Source organism: Streptomyces sp. NPDC058221, assembly GCF_042882365.1.
Classification (GTDB): Bacteria; Actinomycetota; Actinomycetes; order Streptomycetales; family Streptomycetaceae; genus Streptomyces.
In genome coordinates this window covers 1-22,950 of sequence record NZ_JBHVWF010000129.1, presented here as the reverse complement: position 1 = coordinate 22,950, position 22,950 = coordinate 1, and the positions used below count along the sequence as shown (strand labels likewise).

Sequence of the window (22,950 nt, the reverse complement as noted above, 5' to 3'; positions counted from 1 at the left end):
GATGGGGCAGACCCGAGCCGGGTCTGCCCCATCCGCGTTCCGGCTGCCGTGGGCCGGTCAGGCGTCGGCCTTCGGCTTGGGGCCGCGGATCGCGAACACCGCGACGAGCAGTGCCAGAAGCGCGAAGACCGTTCCGGCGGCGAATGCGCTCGACATGCCGTCGGCTTCGGCGATGTGGGCGTGGGCCTGCAGGCTCTGACCATCTCCTCGCGGCTTCCCGGCGGAGTCACGGCTCACCGAGCCGAAGACGGTCACCAGTACTGCCAGGCCCACCGAACCGCCCACCTGCTGCATCGCCTGCAGCAGGCCCGAGGCGGCGCCGATGTCACGCGGCGGCACGCCACCGAGGATGGTCATGTTCAGCGGCATGAAGCTGAAGCCGATGCCGGTGCCGAAAAGGATCAGTGGGCCCAGGACCCCGACGGGGTACGAGGTGTCGGCGGAAATGGTGGCCAGCCATGCGACGCCGGCGACGATGGCGATCGCGCCGCCGATCATGACGTTCTTGGCTCCGAACTTCGGCAGCAGTTTGGGGGCGGTGCGCCCCGAGATGAACAGGGCGCCGGCCATCGGCAGGAAGGCGACTCCGCACACCATGGGACTGAAGTCCAGAATGTCCCCCATGAACTGGACCAGGAAGAAGAACATGCTGGTCATCGTCGCGACGAGCAGCAGCATATTGAGGTAGGCGCTGGCCCGCGTTCGGTCGGCGAACAGGCGCAGCGGCATGATTGGCTGCTGGGCGCTGCGCTCGATGAGCACGAAGACCGCGAGGAACACGACCCCCGCTGCGGCGAGACACACGGCGAGTGTGTTGCCCCAGCCGACCTCGGCGACCCGGATCAGACCGTAGACGAGCAGCCCCATCCCGGCGGCCGACAGCAGGGTGCCCTTGGTGTCGAACCGGCCGGTCTGCCGGGGCGGCTCCTTGACGTACTTGGGAGCCAGTACGGCGATGGCGACGCCGAAGGGGACGTTGATGAGGAGGGCCCAGCGCCACGAGGCCCACTCGGTCAGCACGCCGCCGAGGATGAGGCCGATGGCCAGCCCGAGGCCTGCGACGGTGGAGAACACGCCGAGCGCGCGGTTGCGCTGGGCGCCTTCGGAGAAGTTCGTGGTCAGCAGGGCCAGAGTGCTTGGGGCGCAGAGTGCGGCACCGGCACCCTGCAGGATCCGGGCCGCGATGAGCCAGCCCGCGGTGGGTGCCAGGCCACCCAGCAATGAGGCCAGGGTGAAGACCAGGACACCCACGACGAAGACTCGTCGCCGACCGAGGACGTCGCCCGCCCGCCCGCCGAGCAGGAGCAGTCCGCCGAAAGCCAGGGTGTAGGCGGTCGGAACCCAGGAAAGGCTCGTTGCCGAGAAGTGCAGGCTCTCCCGCAACGACGGCAGAGCCACGTTCATCACGGTGCCGTCGATGGCGACCATGAGCTGGCAGGTGACGATCACGGCCAGGGTGATTCCGAGCCCCTGGCCGGGCAGGACCCCGGATCGTGTCTGCCCCGCGTCGACCGGAGTCGTTTCGGATGTGGACATGTCGTGCGCCAACCCCTCAGCAAGAGCTGCGATCGTGCCGTGATGCCCGGCCCGAACGAAACGGGGAGTCTCCCCGGTTATGCGAGGTACGATACGGGGACACCGCCCGGTTATCAAGGAGTGCCCATGGGACGCACGGTCACCCCCCGACCGGCCAAGCCGCTGCGGGCCGACGCCCGCAGGAACTACTTGCGCCTGCTCGAAGCCGCGGGGGAGGCGTTCGCCGAGAACGGCGCCGATGCCCCGTTCGACGACATCGCCAAACGCGCGGGGGTGGGGTCGGCGACGCTCTATCGGCATTTCCCGACCAGGGTGGTGCTGCTGGACGCGGTCTTCCGCGACCGGGTGGACGCACTGTGCGAGCTGGCGGAAGCGCTGCTCGACAGCCCCTCGGCGGGCGGCGCGCTGGAACAGTGGCTCCGCGCGGTCATCGAGCACTCCCGTACGTACCGCGGACTCGCGGCGGAGCAACTGGCCATCGAAATCGACGAGGGGCCCTCGCTGAGTGCCGCGCGGCACGCGCGGATCACCGAGGCCGGCCGCCGGCTGTTCGTCCGGGCGCAGGAGTCCGGTGAGATCGCCACGGAGCACGACATCACGTCAGCACTCAAATTCGTCAACGCCATTGCCTGGGCGACCGAACAGGCACCGGCGCCGGCGGAACAGATCGAACGGCTGCTGAGCATCGCCATGACGGGACTGCTCTCGCGCGCCTGAGGGGCCGCAGGACGAGCCGGGCCTGCGCCCTGTGCCGTACAGGGCGCACTCCCGGCGTCACCGCCGCCTTCTCAGCCGGTGGGCGCCAGTACCTCACCCGTCGCCTTGTCCGTCACTCTGATGGCTTGTACCGGGCACGCCTTGGCAGCGAGGAGTATCTCCGGACCGGCTTCGGTCTCCGGGGAACCGGGCGCGGATACCCCGTCGACCAGATCGAAGACCTGCGGAGCGTATCCCGTGCATACTCCGGAGCCGACGCAGAGCTCGTCATCCACCTCGATGTGCCACTTGGCCGGTGACGGTCCGCTCATGCCTGGATCACCGGCAGCTTCGTCGGGGCACCCGGCACGGCCTCCTCGGTCCTGATGGTCACACCACTGGGCACCGCGTCCTCCTTGGTGGTACGGGCTGACTCGGACCATGCCGCAAGCTGCTGCGCCGCACGGCCGGGAGTGGTCCGGGGGGCTTCCTGCCGCAGTGCTGCCTACCAGGACAGCGGGAGTTCGTAGAGGCCGTACACAAAGCTGTCGAACCGAAAAGAGAGGTCATCGAACGGGACGTCGAGCCGCAGCCGCGGGAACCGTTCGATCAGAGCCGACAGCGCGGTCTCCATCTCCACCCTGGCGAGCGACTTGCCCAGGCACTGGTGGATGCCGTGGCCGAAGGCGACGTGGCTGCTGGCGTCGCGGCGGATGTCGAGTTGGTCGGCATGGGGGAAGGCGGCTTCGTCATGGTTGGCGGACGGCAGTGAGAAGACGACCCCCTCGCCCTTGGCAATGCGCTGCCCGCCGATGACCAGATCATCGACCGCCACCCGTACCATGCCGCTCTGCGACACCGAGAGGAAGCGCAGCAGCTCGTCGACCGCGGAACGCATGAGGCCGGGATCCTGCCGCAGCGCTTCCAGCTGTTCGGGGTTCCTCAGCAGGGTGAGTACGGCCAGACCGATCATGTTCGCGGTGGTGTCGTGGCCGGCGATGAGCAGAAGCCGCGCCATCGAACTGAGCTCCTCCACGGGGAGCTCGCCGGAGGTGACATAGCGGCCGGCCACCTGGCTCAGCAGGTCGTCGCCCGGAGTGCGCGCCTTCTCGGCGGACAGCCGGTCCAGATAGGCCGACAACTCCCCGTACGCCGTCGCGATCTCCTGCGGACTGTCCGTTCCCGAAGCGATGATCTTGCTCTGCACCTGGAAGAATTCATGGTCCGCGTAAGGCACTCCGAGCAGTTGACAGACCACCAGCGACGGAAGCGGCAGAGCGAACGCATCGATGAAGTCGGTCGGAGGTGAGCCGCGTTCGATGGTGTCGAGCAGCCCGTCGACCGTCTTGCGGATGCCGGGCCGCTGCTCCTGGATCTTGCGAAGGGTGAACTCGGGGGTCAGCATCCGCCGCAGCACGCCGTGCTCGGGGTCGTCCATACGCAGGAACGACACCCGGCTCGGCCCGGGCGGCAGTGGCACGACCTGGGGCAGGTCGGGGTTCCGTGAATCGGCGCTCAGCCGGTCGTCCGCCAGAGCAGCCCGCACATCCGCGTGCCGTGTCAGCAGCCACGGCTCCGAGCCGAGCGGCAGCCGCACCTTGCAGGGCGGCCCCTGTCGCAGCGCCGCGTATCCCGGAGGCGGCAACAGCGGGTCGGTGCGAGGCATGGGAAAGACCTGAAGGTCGGCATCTGTCATGGCCCCGAGGGTCGAACCCGGCGCTTGGCTCATTCTTCGGCCCCGCTAAAGCGGCACGGCACCGGGGAGACGCGCGGCCGAGGTCGCCAAGGCGGGCGCTAGTTCTGCTTTAGACCCGGTGGCGAACATCCGAATCCGGCTCCTCGACCAGTACCTCGCGGCACCCGAAGGGAACGGCATGCACGCACCCGACATCCATCTGCTGTCGGCGGGCACGGCGCTACCCGGCGCGCCCGTGGACAATGCCGCACTGGCCCAGCGATTCGGCATGGACACGCTGTGGGAGCAGTGGATCGACACGTTCGTCGGCACCCGCACCCGCCATCTCGCCGTCGACCTCAAGACCGGTGAGCCGAGATTCGGGCTCACCGACCTGTGCGAACAGGCGGGTTCACGTGCGCTGGAGACCGCCGGGCTCTCCGCGTCCGACGTGGACCTGGTGGTCCTGGGCACTTCCACCCCCGATCAGCTGATGCCGGCGACCGTCAACATGGTGGCCGAGCGCCTGGGTATCGACGCCGTGGCCACGTATCAGCTGCAGTCCGGATGTACCGGGGCGGTCCAGGCCCTGAACGTGGCCAGGCAGCTGCTGCTGGCGGGTGAGCACCACACCGCGTTGGTCCTCGGTGGTGACGTCTGCAGCAAGATCTTCGACGTCGAGACCGACCTGCGCGCCCTGGCCGCCGAGGAAATGGTCAATGTCGCGCTCTTCGGCGACGGTGCCGGAGCGGCTGTGCTCACCACCCGGCCGCAGGCCCACTCCGCCCGCCTGGTCCGCGTACTCACCCGGCTGGTGGGCCTGCACCGCAGGCCCGGACAGGTCCTGGAGTGGTTCACCAAGTCCGACCGGAACCCCGACCGCGCAGCATCGAGGGAGGACTACAAGGCGATCGAGGCAGCCGTTCCCGTGATGGCGTCCGAGATCCTCGACGAGCTCTTGGACGACCTCGGCTGGGCGGCGGACGACCTCGACTTCCTCCTTCCGCCACAGCTCTCCGGCCGGATGACCGACCTGATCGTGAAGCGGATGGACGCCCCGCATCCCAGCGAGATCACCTGTGTCGCCGAGACCGGCAACACAGGCAACGCGCTGCCGTTCCTCCAGCTGGAGCGGCTGCTGCCCCGTATGGCCGCGGGAGACCGCGCCGTCGCCGTCGCCGTGGAGTCGAGCAAGTGGATCAAGGCCGGTTTCGCACTGGAGCGGGGGTAGCGCCATGAGCGGCACGGTGCCGGTCGCCGAGGACCTGTTCTCCCTGGTCCGCGCAGGTCAGCTCGTTGAGCGCCATCCCCATGTGCGGCAGTTGATCGCACCCCTGGCCGGCGCCGACCTCCTGCGGGCGGGCCGGCTGCTGTCCCGGAGCGCACCCGACGAGATACTGCGCGCACATCCCACGACGCCGACGACGACCGTGGTGGTCACGGGCCACGGCATGCTGTCCGAACTGATTCCCGCACTCACCGCCGAGACGGCACGTCACGGCATCCTCCTCCGTCCGCACATGACGGACCATGACAGCTACCGGCTGCAACTGTCCGATCCGGACAGCGAGGTGTACGGCGACGCGGACCTCGTCCTGTGCGTGCTCGACCCCGCCATGATCTTCGACGTTCTCCCGACGCCCTGGCGCCCCGCCGACGTGAAGAAGGCACTCGCCGAGCACCTGGCGCTCTTCGAGGACCTGACCCGGCGGTTCGATTCGGCGGGCCGCGGAACTCTCGTCCTCAACACCCTGCCGCTCCCGCAGGAGTACGCCCGCCAGCTCGTCGACCTCGCCTCGCGTGCCGAACTCGGTTCCCTGTGGCGGCAGGCCAACGCAGGCCTCCTCGACCTCATGGGGGACCGTGCGTCAACCGTCGTCGTCGATCTCGACCCCCTCATCGCCGACGGCATACCCGTCACGGAACCACGCCTCGACATCTACGCCAAGGCCCACCTCTCCTCCGGCTTGCTCGCCGCCTATGCGCGCGAAGTCGCCCACCTGGCCCGGCATCTCGGCGGGCACACGAAGAAGTGCCTTGTCGTCGACCTGGACGAGACGGTGTGGGGCGGAATTCTGGGGGACGACGGGATCGACGGGATCGAGGTCGCCGACAGCCTGCGCGGTGAGGCGTTCCGGGCCTTCCAGCGCGTGGTCAAACAGCTCGGCTCGCAGGGCGTCCTGGTGGCCGCAGTGAGCAAGAACGACCTCGATCCCGTACGCGAGGTGCTGCGCGACCATCCCGACATGACCCTGCGGGAGGAGGACTTCGTACGGGTCAGCGCCAACTGGCGCCCCAAGCACGAGAATCTCTGCCAGCTCGCCGAAGACCTCAACATCGGTGTCGACAGCCTGGTCTTCGCCGACGACAGCTCCTACGAACGCGGTCTCGTGCGCAGGGAACTGCCCGGCGTCGCGGTGGTGGACCTCGACGAGGAGCCCGCCCTGCATGTTCGCAAGCTGCTGGCCGACGGCTGGTTCGACGTCAGGGCACTCACCTCCGAGGACTGCCGCAGACCCGGCCGATACCGTGATGAACTGGTCCGCAAGGACTTCATGACCTCCTTCGACTCGGTCGAGGACTATCTGCGCGAGCTCGGCGTGACCGTGAGGATCGCCGACGTGGACGTCCGGGACATCCCCCGTGCCTCCCAACTCACCCTGCGTACGAATCAGTTCAACATGACCACCCAGAGGCTCCAGCCGGCCGATGTGCAGGCCGTGGCCGCTGATCCGGCGACCCGCGTCCTCACCGTGCACACCGGTGACCGCTACGGCGAGAACGGCCTGGTCGGCGTCGTACTGCTGCGCCGGGACGGCGAGGAACTGCACATCGAGAACTTCGTGCTGAGCTGCCGGGTGTTCTCCCGCGGTGTCGAACAGGCCTGCCTCGCAGCCGTGTTGACCCACGCAAAGGCCACCGGCGCGGGCGCGGTGCGGGCCACCTACCGGCCGACGTCCAAGAACGCCAAGGTCGCCGGCTTCTATCCACAGGGCGGCTTCACGCCCACCGGTGACGACGCGAAGGGGTTCGGCTTCCGCCACGACCTGGAGACCATCACTCCGCCACCACCCCATGTGCGACTGACCGAACACCTCGGAGGCACCGGCTCGTGAAGACCATCGACGACTTCGTGACGCTCATCAACGAGGAGGTCGGGCTGCCCGTCACCGTCGACCACATTCCGGAACCGCTCGACGCTGTGCCGGGCTGGGACTCGATGCATCTGCTGGCCCTGCTGGCGGCGCTGGAACGCACCACGGGAGCCCGTGTCTCCATGCCGGACGTCCTGCTCGCCTCCAGCCTGCGCGACATTTACGACCTCACGGTGACGGCATGACCGCGGCACCGATAGCCCGGCAACGCCGTCACACCCTCCAGTTCCTCGGCGAGATCCGGTCCTTCGCCCCCGTCTTCCTCGACACGGAGGTCGACATGACGTGCGTCGGGGCACACCGCACCGCGGCACGCGAGGCCGGCCACCGGTATTCGGTGGTGACCTACGTCCTGCACACCGCGGCACGCGTCCTCGCCGAGCACCCCGAGGCCAACGCCGCGATCACGGGCCGGTTCCGGCCCAAGGTCGCCCGGTACGACTCCGTGGACGCCAAACTCACCCTGGACAGAACTCTCGACGGCCGGCGCATCGTGCTGGCCGCGGTCCTCCCCGGTCTCCACCGGTCCGGACTTGACGACATCCAGCGACAGGTGGACCACTACCGCGACGGGGACCCGGCCACCATGCCGGAGTTCGCCGGAGCGCGGGCCCTGCAGCGGATGCCTCTGCCTCTCGGGCGGCTCGCCTACCGCTTCGCCGTGCGGCCGCTCGGCCGACGGGCAGCGCGCATGGGCACCTTCGCCGTCACCTCGCTGGGCCACCGGCCCGTGGACGGCTTCCACTCGGTGGGCGGCACCACCGTCACCCTCGGCCTCGGACGTATCGCGGAGCGGCCAGTCGTACGGGACCACACGGTGACGACCGCGTCCGTCATGCGGCTGAGCCTGGCCTTCGACCACAGGGTCATCGACGGAGCGGAGGCCGCCGACGTGCTGAGCGACATCAAGGACGGACTTGAGGACCTGCGGGCCGGGCCTGCCGCCGATCGGAGCACCACCGGCGTCCTCGCGGGGGTGGACGATGAATGACGTCGACGAACTCAAACAGTTCGCGGTCGTCCATGCCCGTGCGCAGAACATCGGTGACTACCGCACCGTGCTGCAGCGGATCGAGAGCGACGACCCGGAGGGCGGCCCCGGGTCGTGGGCGGGCGAGTGGCAGCGGGCCGGCGAGGAACAGGAGGCGGCCGGCCGTCTCCTGGAAGCATGCCGGCACTACGCCATGGCCCGTTTCCCCTACATCGACGGCCCTGCCCGGCAGGCCGCGGGGGCGCGCTGCATCGACGCGTTCGACACTTGGCGTGCCCAGGACGGCCGGACGATCGAACGGCTCGACATCGATACGGACGGCGGCCGGATCGGCGCCTGGGCAGCCGGCCTCTCGGCCACTCGGCCGCGGCCCGTCCTGCTGATCATGGGCGGGATCGTCACGGTCAAGGAACAGTGGGGGCCGGTACTCGTCCAGGCCAAGCGCCTGGGCATGGCCGGCATCGTCACCGAAATGCCGGGGATCGGCGAGAACACCACACCGTACGACGACAAGAGCTGGCGGATGATCCCGGCCGTGCTCGACGCCGTGGCTTCGCGGGCCGATGTCGGCCGGACCTACGCCGTCGCGCTGAGCTTCAGCGGGAACATGGCCCTGCGCTGTGCCGTTCACGATCCGCGCGTACGTGGCATCGTCACCTCCGGAGCCCCGATCGACGCCTTCTTCTCCGACCGCGCCTGGCGGGAAGGACTGCCGCGCGTCACCTTGGACACGCTCGCCCATCTCACCGGCGCACCACCGCAGCACGCCGTCGAGCGCATGAGCGGACACGTCATCGACGCCCCGACGCTCGGCGCACTCGACATCCCGGTCCACAGCATGGTCAGCACCCGGGACGAGATCATCCCCGGCGCCGACATCCAGGCGCTGCGCTCCCACGTACGCCGGCTGCACCTGCTGACCAACGACGATGTGCACGGATCCCCCGACCACGTGGTCGAGACCCGGCTGTGGACCGTGAGTTCGGTGCTGCGGATGCGGCGCGCCCAAACCGCCCAGCGGGCGGTGATCGGTCTGCTGCTCGGCGCGGCCCGGGCCCGGCGCCGTCTCGCGGGGACACGCTCATGAGCGGCCCGGCGGACAGCGGAGGGAGCGTTGCGCACGGCTACGTCCACACACCTGCCGAACCCGGTGCACGGCTGCGGCTGTTCTGCTTCCACCATGCGGGTGGAGCCGCGTCCGCCTTCGCTCCCTGGCGGCAGGCCCTCGGCCCCGACATCGCCGTCGTGCCGGTACAACTCCCGGGCAGGGAAGGCCGGATTCGTGAGCCGCGACACCTCAGCATGCGCGCGCTCGTCGCCGAGCTGAACGAGGCACTCGGCCCGTGGCTCACCGAACCGCATGCCTTCTACGGCCACAGTATGGGCGCCGCGGTCGCCTACGCGCTGACCAGGGACCGCCACTCCCGCGGACTCCCGCTGCCCGCCCGCCTGCTGGTCGGGGCCTTTCCCGCACCGCACCTGCCGACCGGGCTCGAAGCGGTCGGGGAACTGTCCGACGACCTGCTGGCCCAGTGGATGATCGACATCGGCGGCATGTCCCCGGACCTGCTCCGCTACCCGCAATGGCTGCACGCCGCGGTGTCACTGCTGCGCGCCGACCTGGAACTGTGCGCGGACCCCTGGCACACCCGCGGTGCCGACCCGCTGCCGTGCCCGGTCGAAGTCTTCACCGGCAGGGCCGACACCCTGGTGACCGCGCGCGACGCCGCCGCATGGGAGCAGCACACCGAAGCCGGATGCTCCGTCCACTCGGTGCCCGGCGGTCACTTCTTCATCCGGGACGAGAGCCGGTCCTTCCTCCACCTGCTCCGCAGGTCGCTCGTCCCGCTCGCCATCACAGCCCACCCCGCTTTGAGGAGTCTGCCTTGAGTCCGACTGTTGTCATCGCGGGCGGAGGCCCGAGCGGCCTCATGCTCGCCGCCGAACTGGGCCTGAAGGGCGTGCACACGATCGTCATGGAGCGGCTGCCCGAGGCCAACGGATGGTCGAGGTCACTCACCCTCCAGGCACGCTCCGTCGAGGTGCTCTCCCAACGCGGGCTCGACTGGTTCGACGACTACCCGCACATCCGCTCGTACAACTTCGGGCTGCTGGAGCTGACGGGCATCATCGACCCCGGCCTCGTCCCGCTGCTCGTGCCGCAGCGCCATCTGGAGCGCCATCTGGAGGACCGCGCCCTGGAACTCGGTGTCGACATCCGCCGTGGCCACGAGGTGATCGGCTTCGAGCAGGACGCCGAAGGAGTCACCGTCCGGGTACGGGCGGGCGAACGCGAGTCCGAGGTGCGCGGCGACTACCTCGTGGGCTGTGACGGCGGCAGCAGCAAGGTCCGCAAACTCGCCGGCATCGGCTTCCCCGGAAGTGCCTCCACCATCAACGGCATCACAGGTGATGTGAACACCCCGGAGGACTTCCAGCAGCGGCTCCCCCCGAAGCTCCATGACACCGGGCTGTTCGCCGTCACCCCCCTCGCACCGGGACAGCACCGGGTCACCGTCATCGAATTCGGCACCGAACTCACCAGCAAGAACGTGCCCGTCACCATCGAGGAGTTCCGCCAGAGCATCCAGCGCGTCGCGGGCGTCGATCCGGAGATCCTCGACATCGGCGAGGCCCACTGGCTGTCCCGCTTCGGCAACCCCACCCGCCTCGCCGAACGCTACCGCGACGGCCGGGTCCTGCTGGCGGGCGACTCGGCCCACATCCATCTCCCGGTCAGCGGGCAGGGCCTCAACACAGGTATCCAGGACGCCTGGAACCTCGGCTGGAAACTCGCCGCGGTCGTCAGGGGCGAGGCCTCCGACGAACTGCTGGACACCTACCACAGCGAGCGGCACCCCGTCGGCGAGGGCGTGTGCATGAACACCCGGGCACAGGACTCCCTGATGTACCCGCTGGAGCGAGTGGCGCCGTTGCGGGAACTGTTCGCCGAGCTCCTCCAGCTCGACGAGGTCAACACCTACCTCACCGACATGGTGACGGGCATAGGCATCCGCTACCCCATGGGCAAGCCCACCGACGGGCCGGTTCACACGCTGCTCGGCCGACGCATCGGCAATGTCGCCCTCGCACCGGTGAAGACCGGAGCCGGCCGGGCACCGGAGGCCACCACCTCCTGGCGGACGCTGCACAGCGGACGCGGTGTCCTGCTGAACCTCTCGGGAGGCGAGGCCCCGGACATCGGCGGATGGACGGACCGCGTCGACACGGTCAGCGCCGAACCGACCCTGGAACTCGACGCGGCCGTACTGCTGCTGCGCCCTGACGGACACGTAGCCCACGTGGACCGGGACGGTGCCGACCAGGAAGGGCTGCGGCTCGCCCTCAAGACCTGGTTCGGGGACGCCACGGACCGTTGACGGCGCCGGCGGGCAACCGCGCGGGCGGCACATGACCAAGGGGCGGTTCCCGCAGAGACTGCGGGAACCGCCCCATGATCAGGTCCGGCTGCGGGGGATCAGCCGAACCAGGCCTTGACCGCACCGCGCAGGCCATCCTGTTCGGAGCCCGTGCTGTCGACATGGGCGACGTGCCCGTCGGGGCGGACCAGGACGAGCGCCGCGTCGATCTCCGGGACCGGCGCCGCCGTCACCACAGCGACCCGGTCCGAGAGCTCATCGGCGAGCGCGGTGGAGACGCCGGCGCCGAGGTCGAGCAGCAGCCAGCGTCCGGCGGACATCACCTCGGCCACGCTCGTCGGCCCCGTCGGAGTGTCCAGCTCCGCGTCGGGCAGCACCGCGCCCAGGAGAGGGTGCGCGTCCTGTGCGGCGTCAGCCCCGTAGCGTGTCTCCGTCGCCATCTGCAGCAGCTTCCGGTTGACCTCGCCGTGGGCCAGGAGTTCGTCGAAGAGCTCGCGCAGCGGCCCCATCCGCTCCAGCGGATTGAGCAGTGCCATCTGCGCCATGGCATGCGTGCGCCCCCGCTCTGCGACCGGGCGGCGCTCGCTCTCATACGTGTCGAGAAGCCCCTCGGGAGCCCGCTGCTGAACGGTGGCCGCCAGCTTCCAGCCCAGGTTCGCCGCATCCTGGACACCGGTGTTGAGCCCCTGGCTCCCGGAGATGAACTGCACATGCGCGGAGTCGCCGGCCAGGAGGATCCGTCCGTTGCGGTACCGCTCGGCCAGCCGGTTGCGCCCGCCGAACCTGGACAGCCAGTGGACCGTGCCGATCTCGGGGGCCTCGCCCGCTATCTGCTCGATGCTCGCACGGAGCTCGTCCACCGTGACCGGTACGTCGGGCCCTTGCGGTTCGCGGTCGAACTGGATCGTCATCAGCCGGAGCTGCCCCGGCTGCAGGGGAAGCGCCCCGAAGATGCCGCCCGGCAGAAGCCCCGAGTCGAACTGGTCGCTCGCTCCGTCGGCGAGAGTGACGTCACCCAGCACGCCGTAGTAACTCTGGCCGGCCGCCGTGAAGTCGATTCCGGCCAGCTCGCGCACGGTGCTGTCCGGACCGTCACACCCGATCAGATAGGCGGCCTCGATCTCGTACGTCTCACCGTCCTGCCTGCGTACGGTGACCTTCACGCCGTTCGCGTCCTGCCGGGCGTCCACGATCTCCTGCCCGCGGCGGATGTCCACCCCGAGCGCTCCGGCCCGCTCCTCCAGCAGCCGTTCGGTGCGCCATTGGGGGAGCGCGAACGTGTAGTCCTGCTCACCCACGGTCTCCAGATCGAGCCAGAAGAACGCGAACGGTGTCCGCGGCCAGGCCCACATTCCCTGCCCGGCCAGGTCTTCGCCCAGTCCCCGGCGGCGGAGAAACTGCAGAGTCCGGCCATGAATCGCCATTCCCTGCGAATCCTCCGTGGATTCGGTGCGGCGTTCGATGACCACCGATTCCACGCCATGCAACGCCAACTCCCCGGCGAGGACCAGACCGACCGGCCCTGCCCCGGCGATGACGACCGTGCGACTCATACAGGCTCCTCAAGACAGAAGAAGTGGCCGGAATTCCCACTGGCTTACCGTCTCGTATTCTCCAAATCGAGCTAGTAGCAGCCTTAATTGCGACTAAAATGCGGCAGACACAGAAAGGGGAATGCCACTATCCTGTCGCACCGGCGGATGAATGACTCCCAAAACCTGGAGATGAAGATGCACGCGGCGACCGAAACTCTTTCCACCCAGGACGGACCGATGAAGCTCTACGAGGCGGTCCCCGGCGCCTCGGCCGTGGCGCCCCGGTCGGCGGTGATCGTCATTCAGGAAGGCTTCGGCGTCGACCCGTACATCCAGAGCCTCGCTCACCGTTACGCCGAGGCCGGCCATCTCGCCGTCGCCCCACATCTGTTCCACCGCACCGGTGACCCCGAGCTCGGCTACGACGACCCGACGCTCGCCTTCCCGCACATACGGGCGCTCACCCAGGAGGGGCTGCTGACGGACGCCGCTGCCACGCTCGGCCACATCGAGCAGTCCGGGATCCCGGCTTCGAGGGTCGGGGTGATCGGTTTCAGTATGGGCGGTTCGGTCGTCATGGCCCTGAGCGCGGCGCTCGCACTCGGAGCCGGGGTCTCCTTCTGCGGTGGCGGTGGTGGTGGTCTCACCCAGGCGCGGCTGTTCGGCCTCCCCCCGCTCATCGAGGTGGCCAAGGGATTCCGTACCCCGTGGCTGGGGCACTTCGGCGACCTCGACGAGTACATTCCGATCGCCGAGGTGGAGCAGCTCAGGGCGGCCGCCGCGCTCTCGCCGGTGGACACCGAAGTCGTGCGGTACGCCGAGGCGGGCCACGACTTCTACTGCGACGCCCGCCCGCAGCATCTCCACGAGAAGTCCGCCGTGGAGGCCTGGCGGCTCACGGACGAATTCCTCGACCACCGGCTGAGGAACTGACCGGATCCGGGGCACACCCACTCACCCTCCACATGCCGGTGCCCCTCCCCGAAGCGGGGAGGGGCACCGGCGCGCGTCCGGCCGGGAGGCGCGGGTGGGTGCTCCGGCCGGACAGTCACGGGGTGAAGTGCAGGACCGCCTTGCCCGCGATGCCGCGGTCGAGGAACTGCTGGGCGATCTTGCCGATGTCGGTCCACGACGCCTCGACGTCGATGTTCGGACGCAGCCGGTCCTCCGCGACCATGCGCGCCAGCGCCGCGAGTCCCGGAGTCGCCCGGCGCCGGTCCAGCTCGGTGAACAGGACGAGCTGAGCCAGTTCGACCCCGCCGACGCCCGCGAAGAGCTGGGCCAGGTTGAGTTTCGTCTCTGTGCCCGCGGAGATGCCGAGCGTCACGGCGAGTCCGCCCGGCACCAGCAGCGGCAACGCCTGGGCCAGCGGTTCACCGCCGAGCTGGTCGACGACCACGTCATAGGGGCCGAACTCCTTGGCGACGCTGATGTCTTCGCCGACCACCACCTCCGTGGCGCCGAGCTCGCGTACCGCGTCGGCCCGCTCGGAACGGCGCACCCCGGCCACCACGTAGGCGCCGGAGCGGGCGGCGAGCTGGGTGACGAAATGGCCGAGACCGCCGGACGCACCCGTCACCAGCACCGTGCGGTTGAGGAGGAAACCGGCCCGCTCCAGTGCGTACAGCGCGGTCAGCCCACAGGTCGGCAGGGTCGCCGCCTGCGCGAACGAGACCTTCGCGGGCAGTTCGGCGAGCCACTCCGTGGGCACGGCGACGGTCTCGCCCCAGGCGCCGAAACGCGCACCCCGCAGCCCAAGAACCCGGGTGCCCTCCGCGGGCCCCGACCCGTCCGCGGCGGCCTGCTCCACCACACCGGCGAGATCCCAGCCGGGCCGCCAGCCGGCCTCCACGTACGGGATCCGGTACACATCGCCCAGATTGAGCGAAGTGGTGTGCACGCGCACCACCGCCTCCGAGGGCGCCGGCTCGGGCGCGGCGACCTCACTGATGGCGAGCCGTCCGGGCGCGTCCGGATCGACCACCACGGCCTTGATTGACGTCATTGTCTTCTCCCTTGGTCCCGGCCGGTGACCGGTGACCGGTTCAGCTCGCCTCGTCGGCCAGCACCGCGATGATCCGTTCAGGACAGGCGCTCGCACCGCGCAGCGCGGCGGCCCGCCGTTCTGCCGGCACCTCGAACTCCTGCATCTCGTTGAATCCGTCGTCGGTGACGGTGTAGACGTCGGGCGCGAGCGCATTGCACATCGCGTGGCCCATACAGCGTTGCGAGTCGACCTTGATTCTCACCATGGGCTCCCTGGGGGTTCAGCCGGCTACGAGATGGAGATCGGCGACACCACGCGCCGGCGAGTAGTGGCGCGTGGGGGCCGAGCCCGCAGCGACGTGGTATCGCGGAATGAGCCGGTGCCACTCCTCCAGCGCGACCTTGAGGATTCGCCGGGCGACGTGCATGCCGAGGCAGCGGTGCGGACCGATGCCGAAGGCGAGCTGGCGGGTCGACGAGCGGGAGAAGTCGACCTCGTCCGGCCGCTCGAACACGCTGGGATCCAGGCCGGACATGCCCCACGACAGCATGACGCGGTCGCCCTTGCGCATGGTGACTCCGTGCCGCTCGACGTCCTGGGTCAGGATGCGGCCCGTGGTCGACACCGGCTCGTGGCGGATGAGTTCCTCGACGATCGCCGGGATGCTCTCGGGGCTCCGGGCGATGAGGTCCTGCACCTGAGGGTTCTCGGCGAGATGCAGGAAGACCAGGCCCAGCGCCGCGGTCGTCGTGTCCAGACTGGCCAGCATCGAGACGAACGCCGCGTTGACCATCTCGTCCTGCGTCGGCTTCCGGTCGTCGTACGTCGACTCCAGGAGTCTGCTGAAGACGTCCATACGGCCCTCGGTGCCCTCGGACCGCCGACGATCGATCGCCTCGCTGAAGAAGTCCCACAGCGGACGGTTCGCGGCCCACAGCTCCTCGTCGTTGCGCGCATTGGGAATACCCACCCGCCGCAGCCAGGTCTTGTGCTCAAGCAGCGGCTGAAGATATTCGCGCCCGATTCCGAAATTCAGCAGGAACGTCTCGGCCGGCAGGGCCGTGGCAAATTCGGTGATGAATTCGCACTCTCCCTTGGCGGCTATGGGCTCGATCGCCTCGACCGCGGCCCGGCGCATCTGCGGCTCGAAGTGGTTGACCACTGAGGGATTGAAGAGATCCGAGAGCGTGCGGCGCCAGTTGCGGTGCTCGTCACCGTCGAGCTGGATGGGTATCTGCTTGACCGGCATCACATCGCGGTGCGGGATGCCCACCTGTGCGCTGGAGAACACATCGGCGTTCCTGGCGGCCCACTCGATGTCCTCGTACCGGGTCAGGATCCAGTAGCCCCCCGCCTCCTCGGAGCGCACGACCGGCGCGAGTTCGCGGACCGTGTTCCAGTGGGAGACCGGATCCTGCTGGAGCCAGGGCTGGTACACGCTCCAGCTGCGGGCCAGATCCTCCGGCGTGTCCGGCGCACTGAAAGGGCACTTTCCCGTGCTCTCCGCCTGGGGCATTCTTTCCACTCCTCGGCATCAAGGATGCAATCGTGCCCCCTGTTGGGCAGCACGTACGACGAAACCTCGGGACAGTATGAGAATCGGCTCTAAGCGTGCCCTTGGGGCGGTCTAAAGCGCCAGGGCTCCTCGGTGTACCGGCGGGCCCGGCTCGGCTATCGTGCCGACTGCCTGTCCGGTCCTGAGCGCTGAATGTGTGAAGCGCGCACCGTGCAATGCAGGACACCGAGAACACCGCATTCAGTGGAGGATTCCGCATGTCGAGTCCTGAGAGCAAATTCCCCTTTCCCGAAGGCCCGCTGGCGACACAGCCGCCGGAGTACGTCCGTCGCCGCGCCCGGTGCCCGCTGGGGGAGGTGTCGCTGCCCAGCGGCGACAGCGCCGTGCTCGCCGTGCGTTACGACGACGTCGAAGCGATCATGAAGGACCCCCGGTTCACACGGGACCTGTCCGCCCCCGGCTCGCCGGTGCTCTTCCCCGCCGACGGGCTGTCGTCGGACTCCACCTTCCTCGTCAACATGGACGGGCCCGATCACCGGCGGCTGCGCCGGATCGTCGCCGCCGCCTTCAGCCCGCGCCGGGCCGAGAAGTGGCGGCCCGACATCCGGGCGATCATCGAGGAGCTGCTCGACCCCATCGAACAGACCGGCCCTCCCGCGGACCTGATAGCCACGCTGGCATTCCCGCTGCCGGTGCGGATCATCTGCAAGCAGCTAGGGGTTCCCGAAGAGGACAGCGCCCGGTTCCGGGTCTGGGTCGAGGCCTTCCTGTCCGTGTCGGGCAAGTCCCCCGGGCAGCGCGACGCGGCCATGCGGGAGTTCACCGCCTACACGGTCGAACTGATCGCGCGCCACCGTGCGAACCCCGGCGACGACCTCGTCGACCACCTGATCAGCACCCGGGACGAGGAGGACCGGCTCAGCGAGGACGAGCTGGTCTCGATGACCCGCGGGCTCATCGTCGCGGGCAACGAGACCATCGCCAACGCGCTGAGCCGGGTGCTGCTGGTACTTCTCATGCGCCCGCACATCCTGGATTCCCTGCGTGCCGACCCCTCTCTCATCCCTGCCTCGATCGACGAGCTGCTGCGGCTGAACCCGCCCGGCCGGATCGGGCTGCTGCGCATGGCCACGGAGGATGTCGACCTGCCGTCCGGCACGGTAAGGGCAGGACAGGGGGTGCTCTCCCCTCTGATCGCGGCCGGCCACGACCCGGAGAAGTTCCCGGAGCCCGAGGAGTTCGTGCCGGATCGTGAGGGTCCCTCCTCACTGGTCTTCGGTGCCGGGGCGCACTACTGCCTGGGCGCACACCTGGCGCGGGTCGAACTGGAGGAGTCCATCGCCGCGGTGATCGCCCGGTTCCCGACCCTTCGCCTGACCGTCCCGCCGGAGGAACTTCCCTGGTCCACCGGACTCTGGGCGGTCAGCCTGCGCGGGCTCCCCGTCACCTGGTGACGGGCCCGGCCCGGCACAGCGGCACGGCGGCGAAAGAGTCGCTTTAGAAGGCGCAAAGGATGGCGCTAACACTCCCCGTGATCCTTCATGACGGACAAGGCCCAATCGTTGAGGTTAGGGGTAGGCGTCGATGGTTCACGATTCCCGAGCCGAAGGCAAAGGCAACGAGAACGCATCGCGACAGGACAGGACGGTGGTTGGTCCGATCGCCGTCATCGGACTGTCCTGCCGTCTTCCGCAGGCGGAAAACCCTGACGCCTTCTGGAAATTGCTCGATGAAGGCCGCAGCGCGATCACGGAAATCCCGGACGGCCGCTGGGACGACGGAATTCCGCACGAGGACGATCTCGCCGCCACACGGTTCGGCGGCTATGTCGACGGTGTGGACGGATTCGATGCGGGATTCTTCCGCGTCTCCCCCCGCGAGGCCCTGGCGACGGACCCCCAGCAGCGGCTCATGCTGGAGCTGGGGTGGGAGGCGCTGGAGGACGCCCGTATCGTCCCCGCCGAACTCATGGGCAGCAGTACGGGTGTGTTCATCGGTGCGATCTGGGACGACTACGCGCGGCTGCTCCAGCGGTACGGCCACGAGGCCATCACCCAGCACTCGCTGACCGGGCTGCACCGCAGCATCATCGCCAACCGGCTGTCCTACACGCTCGGCACGGTCGGCCCCAGCCTCACGGTGGACACCGCCCAGTCTTCGTCCCTCGTGGCCGTCCTCATGGCGTGCGAGAGCATCTGGCGCGGTGAGTCCCGGCTCGCCCTCGCCGGGGGTGTGAACCTCAACCTGGTGCCGGAGAGCACCATCACGGCCGCCCGATTCCGCGGACTCTCGCCCGACGGCCGCAGCTACACCTTCGACGCCCGGGCCAACGGATACGTCCGGGGCGAGGGCGGCGCCGCGGTCGTACTCAAGCCGCTGGCCGAAGCGCTCGCCGACAACGACCCCGTGTACTGCGTCATCCACGGGGGCGCGGTGAACAACGACGGCGCGACGGACGGACTCACCCGCCCGAACCCCGTCGCACAGGCGGACGTCATCCGGCGCGCCTGGGAGCTGGCCGGCACCTCATCGGCGGCCGCCCAGTACGTCGAACTGCACGGTACGGGCACCCCGGTCGGCGACCCGCTGGAGGCCGCCGCGCTGGGGGCAGCGCTGGGAGCCGTGCGCGAGGACGGCACGCCGCTCCTCGTCGGTTCGGCCAAGACCAACGTCGGCCACCTCGAAGGCGCGGCCGGCATCGTGGGGCTCCTCAAGGCGGCCCTGAGCATCCGGCACCGCAGCATTCCGCGCAGCCTCAACTACGAGACGCCCAACCCGAGCATCCCCTTCGACGAACTGAACCTCCGGGTCCAGAGCGAACCAGGCGGATGGCCGCACCCCGACCGCCCGCTACTGGCCGGCGTGAGCTCCTTCGGCATGGGCGGCACCAACTGCCACCTGGTTCTCTCCGACGGGCCCGGAGCCGAACCCGCCGCCGCCCCGGAACCGTTCGGCACCACCCCGGTCGGTTGGATTGTGTCCGGACAGGGGGCCGACGCGCTCCGCGCCCAGGCCGCACGTCTGCACGAGCACCTCACCGCCGATCCCGGCCACCGCACGACCGACGTGGCGCACTCGCTGGCCACCACCCGGACCCGCTTCACCGACCGCGCCGTCGTCCTCGGCACCGACCGGGACGAACTGCTGCGGGGCCTGGACGCGCTCGCCACCGGAACACCCTCGGCCACCGTGGTGACCGGCGCCCGGGCACCGCAGAAGCCGGAAGGAAGGGCGCACGGCGCCACCGGGCCCGCGATCCTCTTCACCGGGCAGGGCAGCCAGCGGCCGGGCATGGGCCGCGAGCTGTACGAGACGTACCCCGTGTACGCCCGCGCCTTCGACGACGTCTGCGAACACCTCGAACTACCGGTTCACAACGTGTTGTTCGGCGCCGCAGACCCGGAACTCCTCGACCGGACCGAGTACACCCAGAGCGCCCTGTTCGCCATGGAAGTCGGCCTGTACCGGCTCGTCGAGCACTGGGGCATCACCCCGTCCCACGTCGCCGGACACTCCGTGGGCGAACTCGCCGCCGCACATGTCGCCGGCGTCCTCTCGCTCCCCGACGCCGCAGCCCTGGTGTCGGCCCGCGGGCGGCTGATGCAGACGGCGCGGACCGGCGGGGCGATGGTCTCGCTCCAGGTGCCCGAGGCCGAGGTCCTCGAATCTCTGCCCCCCTTCGCCGGCCGGGTCGGCGTCGCTGCGGTCAACGGCCCGGAATCCACCGTGGTCTCCGGCGACGAGGACGCGGTCCTGGAGATCGCCGAGCTCTGGCGTTCCCGGGGCCGCAAGGCCCGCCGCCTCAAGGTCAGCCACGCCTTCCACTCCTGGCACCTTGACGAAGTCCTCGACGAGTTCCGTGACGTGGCCTCCGGACTGACCTTCACACCTCCACACATACCCGTCGTCTCCAACGTCACGGGCGCACTCGCGAACCCGGCGGAACTGTGCACCCCCGACTACTGGGCCAAGCACATGCGGCAGGCCGTACGGTTCGCCGACGGCATCTGCACCCTGGGGGAACAGGGCGTCACGACCTTCCTGGAACTCGGGCCGGACGCCGTACTCACGTCCATGGCCCGCGACTGCCTTCCGGGCCGGCCGGCCCCCGTCCTCGTTCCCGCACAACGTGCCGGCCGCTCCGAGCCCATCACGCTGCTGACCGCGGTCGCCACCGCCTTCGCCCATGGGACAGAGGTGGACTGGACCGCGATGCTCCCAGGCACAGCGGCCCCGGTCGCCCTGCCCACCTACGCCTTCCAGCGCGAACGCTTCTGGCCCGAGACCCTCGACGCGACGGCACGTGGAGGCCCGGCCGGAGCCGCCCGCCCTGCACCGCGCCCGCAGGCCCAGGACCGACCGGACCAGCAGCCGGACCGGGACGAGGGGGAGTCCTTCGGCGACCGGCTCGCGGGTCTGAACGACACCGAACGCACCCGGGCCGTCACCGAGCTGGTTCGCACGACCGTCGCGATCGTGCTCGGACATGTCACCCCGGCGGCAGTGGACACCGGCCGCGCATTCAACGAACTCGGCTTCGACTCCTACGCCGCGGTCGAGCTGCGCTCGCGCCTCAACGACGTCACCGGTCTATCGCTCCCCAGCACCCTGCTGTTCACCCACACCTCGCCCGCCGCCCTCATCAGCCATCTCCTCACCGAACTGCCCGGCGCACGGACCGCTCCCGACGAGGCCGCGACAGACACCGGCGCCACCGCCGGCAGCGCATCCGCACAGTCGGCGGACGAGCCGATCGCCATCGTGGGCATGGGCTGCCGTTTTCCCGGCGGCGTGGAGTCCCCCGAGGGACTCTGGCGACTGATGGCGGGGGAGACCGACGCGGTCTCCGCGTTCCCCGCCAACCGTGGCTGGGACTTGGACGGCCTGTTCGACGCCGACCCCACGAGCCCGGGGAAATCGTATGTGCGGCAGGGCGGATTCCTGCATGACGCCGACCGGTTCGACGCGGCGTTCTTCGGGATCTCCCCGCGCGAAGCGGCCGCCATGGACCCACAGCAGCGCTTGCTGCTCGAAACGTCGGTCGAGGCCCTGGAGCGCGCCGGGCTCCCCACGGCGGACCTGCGCGGACGTGCCGTCGGAGTATTCGTCGGCGCCATGTCCCAGGACTACGGCCCTCGACTGCACGAACCCGCCGACGGCTACGACGGCTATCTGCTGACCGGCAACACCGCGAGCGTGGCATCCGGCCGGATCTCGTACACCTTCGGCTTCGAGGGACCCGCGGTGACGGTCGACACCGCGTGCTCGTCCTCGCTCGTCGCACTGCACCTGGCCGTGCAGGCCCTGCGCACCGGCGAGTGCTCGCTCGCCCTGGCCGGCGGCGCCACGGTGATGGCCAACCCCGGCATGTTCGTCGAGTTCAGCCGCCAGAGCGGACTGTCCCCCGACGGCCGGTGCAAGGCGTTCGGCGCCGCGGCCGACGGCACCGCGTGGGGCGAGGGCGTGGGCGTCATCGCCCTGGAGCGGCTCTCCGACGCGCAGGCCAACGGGCACCGGGTGCTGGCCGTGGTGCGGGGCTCCGCGGTCAACCAGGACGGGGCGTCCAACGGGCTCACGGCCCCCAACGGAGCGTCGCAGCAGCGCGTGATCCGCCAGGCACTGGCAGCCGCGGGCCTCTCCGGACCGGACATCGACGCCGTCGAGGCCCACGGCACCGGCACCGCACTGGGCGACCCGATCGAAGCGGAGGCACTGCTCGGGGCCTACGGCAGGGACCGGCAGCCGGACCAGCCCCTGCGGCTCGGATCCCTCAAGTCGAACATCGGCCACACCCAGGCCGCGGCAGGCATCGGCGGCATCATCAAGATGGTGATGGCGCTGGGGCATGAGGTGCTGCCGCGCACGCTGCACGCGCAGGAGCCGTCGCCGCATGTGGACTGGTCCTCGGGTGCCGTGTCGCTTTTGACCGAGGCCGCGCCGTGGCCGCGGGGGGATCGCAAGCGGCGGGCCGGTGTCTCGTCGTTCGGCATCAGCGGCACGAACGCCCACGTCATCGTGGAGGAGGCGCCCAGGACGGATGAGCCGGCCCCGGCCCCCGGGACCCCGGAGGAGCAGCCGGAGCGGCGACCGGCCGCAGAGGCAGCCGCGCACACCCAGTCTCTGCCGTGGCTGCTGTCCGCCCGCGACGAACGTGCCCTGAACGGCCAGGCGGAGCGCCTCGCCGCCTTCCTCAGCGGCAACGACACCCTCGACGCGGCGAGCACCGGTCTCACGCTCGCCACCGCCCGCACACAGCACGAGCACCGGGCGGTGATCGTCGCCCACGACCTCACGGAGTTCCGGGCCGCCACGGACGCACTCGCCGCCGGAGCCGACAACGCCGCCGTCGTCCGGGGCACCGCCGAGCACCGTGACGGAGCGGTCTTCGTGTTTCCGGGTCAGGGGTCGCAGTGGGTGGGTATGGCGGTGGGTTTGCTGGGGGAGTCGGAGGTGTTCGCTGCGGAGATCGGTCGGTGTGG

Annotated in this window: 18 protein-coding genes; 11 read left to right on the top strand and 7 right to left on the bottom strand. The window is 69.6% G+C overall.

Annotated elements, in window-relative coordinates; genetic code table 11:
• Positions 1 to 57 precede the first annotated feature (57 nt).
• Positions 58 to 1,536, bottom strand: a complete 1,479-nt coding sequence (locus ACFVW8_RS30640; RefSeq protein ID WP_389695699.1) for an MFS transporter — start codon at positions 1,534 to 1,536, stop codon at positions 58 to 60.
• A gap of 126 nt (positions 1,537 to 1,662) precedes the next feature.
• Here ACFVW8_RS30640 and ACFVW8_RS30635 point away from each other — a divergent pair, with 126 nt between their 5' ends.
• A complete protein-coding gene (locus tag ACFVW8_RS30635) occupies positions 1,663 to 2,253 on the top strand; it encodes a TetR/AcrR family transcriptional regulator (protein WP_389695697.1) in 591 nt (196 codons plus the stop codon).
• Positions 2,254 to 2,324: 71 nt separating this feature from the next.
• Here ACFVW8_RS30635 and ACFVW8_RS30630 read toward each other — a convergent pair whose 3' ends face one another.
• Positions 2,325 to 2,564: a ferredoxin gene (locus ACFVW8_RS30630; RefSeq protein WP_389695695.1), complete on the bottom strand. Its 240-nt coding sequence runs from the start codon at positions 2,562 to 2,564 to the stop codon at positions 2,325 to 2,327.
• Positions 2,565 to 2,737: 173 nt separating this feature from the next.
• Positions 2,738 to 3,928 carry a cytochrome P450 gene (locus ACFVW8_RS30625; protein ID WP_389695693.1) on the bottom strand — a complete coding sequence of 397 codons (1,191 nt, stop codon included), beginning with the start codon at positions 3,926 to 3,928 and terminating at the stop codon, positions 2,738 to 2,740.
• A gap of 178 nt (positions 3,929 to 4,106) precedes the next feature.
• Between ACFVW8_RS30625 and ACFVW8_RS30620 the strand changes: the two genes are divergently transcribed.
• The 7 genes from ACFVW8_RS30620 to ACFVW8_RS30590 are packed head-to-tail and all read left to right on the top strand — an operon-like array spanning position 4,107 to position 11,433.
• Entirely contained in the window at positions 4,107 to 5,138 is a 1,032-nt protein-coding gene (locus ACFVW8_RS30620) for a 3-oxoacyl-ACP synthase III family protein (RefSeq protein ID WP_389695701.1), read from the top strand.
• 4 nt (positions 5,139 to 5,142) lie between these two features.
• Positions 5,143 to 7,023, top strand: a complete 1,881-nt coding sequence (locus tag ACFVW8_RS30615) for an HAD-IIIC family phosphatase (protein WP_389695691.1) — start codon at positions 5,143 to 5,145, stop codon at positions 7,021 to 7,023.
• Entirely contained in the window at positions 7,020 to 7,247 is a 228-nt protein-coding gene (locus ACFVW8_RS30610) for a phosphopantetheine-binding protein (RefSeq protein WP_389695689.1), read from the top strand. The genes ACFVW8_RS30615 and ACFVW8_RS30610 overlap by 4 nt, the downstream gene beginning before the upstream one ends.
• A complete protein-coding gene (locus ACFVW8_RS30605; RefSeq protein ID WP_389695687.1) occupies positions 7,244 to 8,053 on the top strand; it encodes a 2-oxo acid dehydrogenase subunit E2 in 810 nt (269 codons plus the stop codon). The genes ACFVW8_RS30610 and ACFVW8_RS30605 overlap by 4 nt, the downstream gene beginning before the upstream one ends.
• Positions 8,046 to 9,140 (top strand): alpha/beta hydrolase, encoded by a 1,095-nt coding sequence (locus ACFVW8_RS30600; protein ID WP_389695685.1) that lies wholly within the window; start codon positions 8,046 to 8,048, stop codon positions 9,138 to 9,140. Before ACFVW8_RS30605 ends, ACFVW8_RS30600 begins: the two co-directional genes overlap by 8 nt.
• Positions 9,137 to 9,943 (top strand): thioesterase II family protein, encoded by an 807-nt coding sequence (locus tag ACFVW8_RS30595; RefSeq protein ID WP_389695683.1) that lies wholly within the window; start codon positions 9,137 to 9,139, stop codon positions 9,941 to 9,943. The genes ACFVW8_RS30600 and ACFVW8_RS30595 overlap by 4 nt, the downstream gene beginning before the upstream one ends.
• Complete coding sequence (locus ACFVW8_RS30590) at positions 9,940 to 11,433, top strand: FAD-dependent monooxygenase (protein WP_389695681.1); 1,494 nt, start codon at positions 9,940 to 9,942, stop codon at positions 11,431 to 11,433. Before ACFVW8_RS30595 ends, ACFVW8_RS30590 begins: the two co-directional genes overlap by 4 nt.
• Positions 11,434 to 11,531: 98 nt before the next feature.
• Here ACFVW8_RS30590 and ACFVW8_RS30585 read toward each other — a convergent pair whose 3' ends face one another.
• Positions 11,532 to 12,986 carry an FAD-dependent monooxygenase gene (locus tag ACFVW8_RS30585; protein WP_389695679.1) on the bottom strand — a complete coding sequence of 485 codons (1,455 nt, stop codon included), beginning with the start codon at positions 12,984 to 12,986 and terminating at the stop codon, positions 11,532 to 11,534.
• 147 nt (positions 12,987 to 13,133) lie between these two features.
• On the opposite strand from ACFVW8_RS30585, the gene ACFVW8_RS30580 reads away from it, so the two are divergent.
• The gene (locus ACFVW8_RS30580; protein WP_389695677.1) at positions 13,134 to 13,901 is read left to right on the top strand and encodes a dienelactone hydrolase family protein; all 768 of its coding nucleotides are present in this window, start codon (positions 13,134 to 13,136) and stop codon (positions 13,899 to 13,901) included.
• A 115-nt stretch (positions 13,902 to 14,016) separates the two neighbouring features.
• On the opposite strand, the gene ACFVW8_RS30575 is transcribed toward ACFVW8_RS30580, so the two are convergent.
• From ACFVW8_RS30575 to ACFVW8_RS30565, 3 genes are read right to left on the bottom strand one after another with little or no spacing between them, the layout of a single operon-like run.
• On the bottom strand, positions 14,017 to 14,973 hold the full coding sequence (locus tag ACFVW8_RS30575; protein WP_389695675.1) for a zinc-binding dehydrogenase: 957 nt from the start codon (positions 14,971 to 14,973) through the stop codon (positions 14,017 to 14,019).
• 40 nt (positions 14,974 to 15,013) lie between these two features.
• Positions 15,014 to 15,220, bottom strand: coding sequence for a ferredoxin (locus tag ACFVW8_RS30570; protein WP_389695673.1), 207 nt, complete (start codon positions 15,218 to 15,220; stop codon positions 15,014 to 15,016).
• A 15-nt stretch (positions 15,221 to 15,235) separates the two neighbouring features.
• Positions 15,236 to 16,471: a cytochrome P450 gene (locus ACFVW8_RS30565; RefSeq protein ID WP_389695671.1), complete on the bottom strand. Its 1,236-nt coding sequence runs from the start codon at positions 16,469 to 16,471 to the stop codon at positions 15,236 to 15,238.
• Between the two features lie 257 nt (positions 16,472 to 16,728).
• Here ACFVW8_RS30565 and ACFVW8_RS30560 point away from each other — a divergent pair, with 257 nt between their 5' ends.
• Positions 16,729 to 17,925 carry a cytochrome P450 gene (locus ACFVW8_RS30560; RefSeq protein ID WP_389695669.1) on the top strand — a complete coding sequence of 399 codons (1,197 nt, stop codon included), beginning with the start codon at positions 16,729 to 16,731 and terminating at the stop codon, positions 17,923 to 17,925.
• Between the two features lie 130 nt (positions 17,926 to 18,055).
• Positions 18,056 to 22,950, top strand: a 4,895-nt coding sequence (locus ACFVW8_RS30555; protein WP_389695667.1) for a beta-ketoacyl synthase N-terminal-like domain-containing protein, incomplete at its 3' end; no start/stop codon positions are given.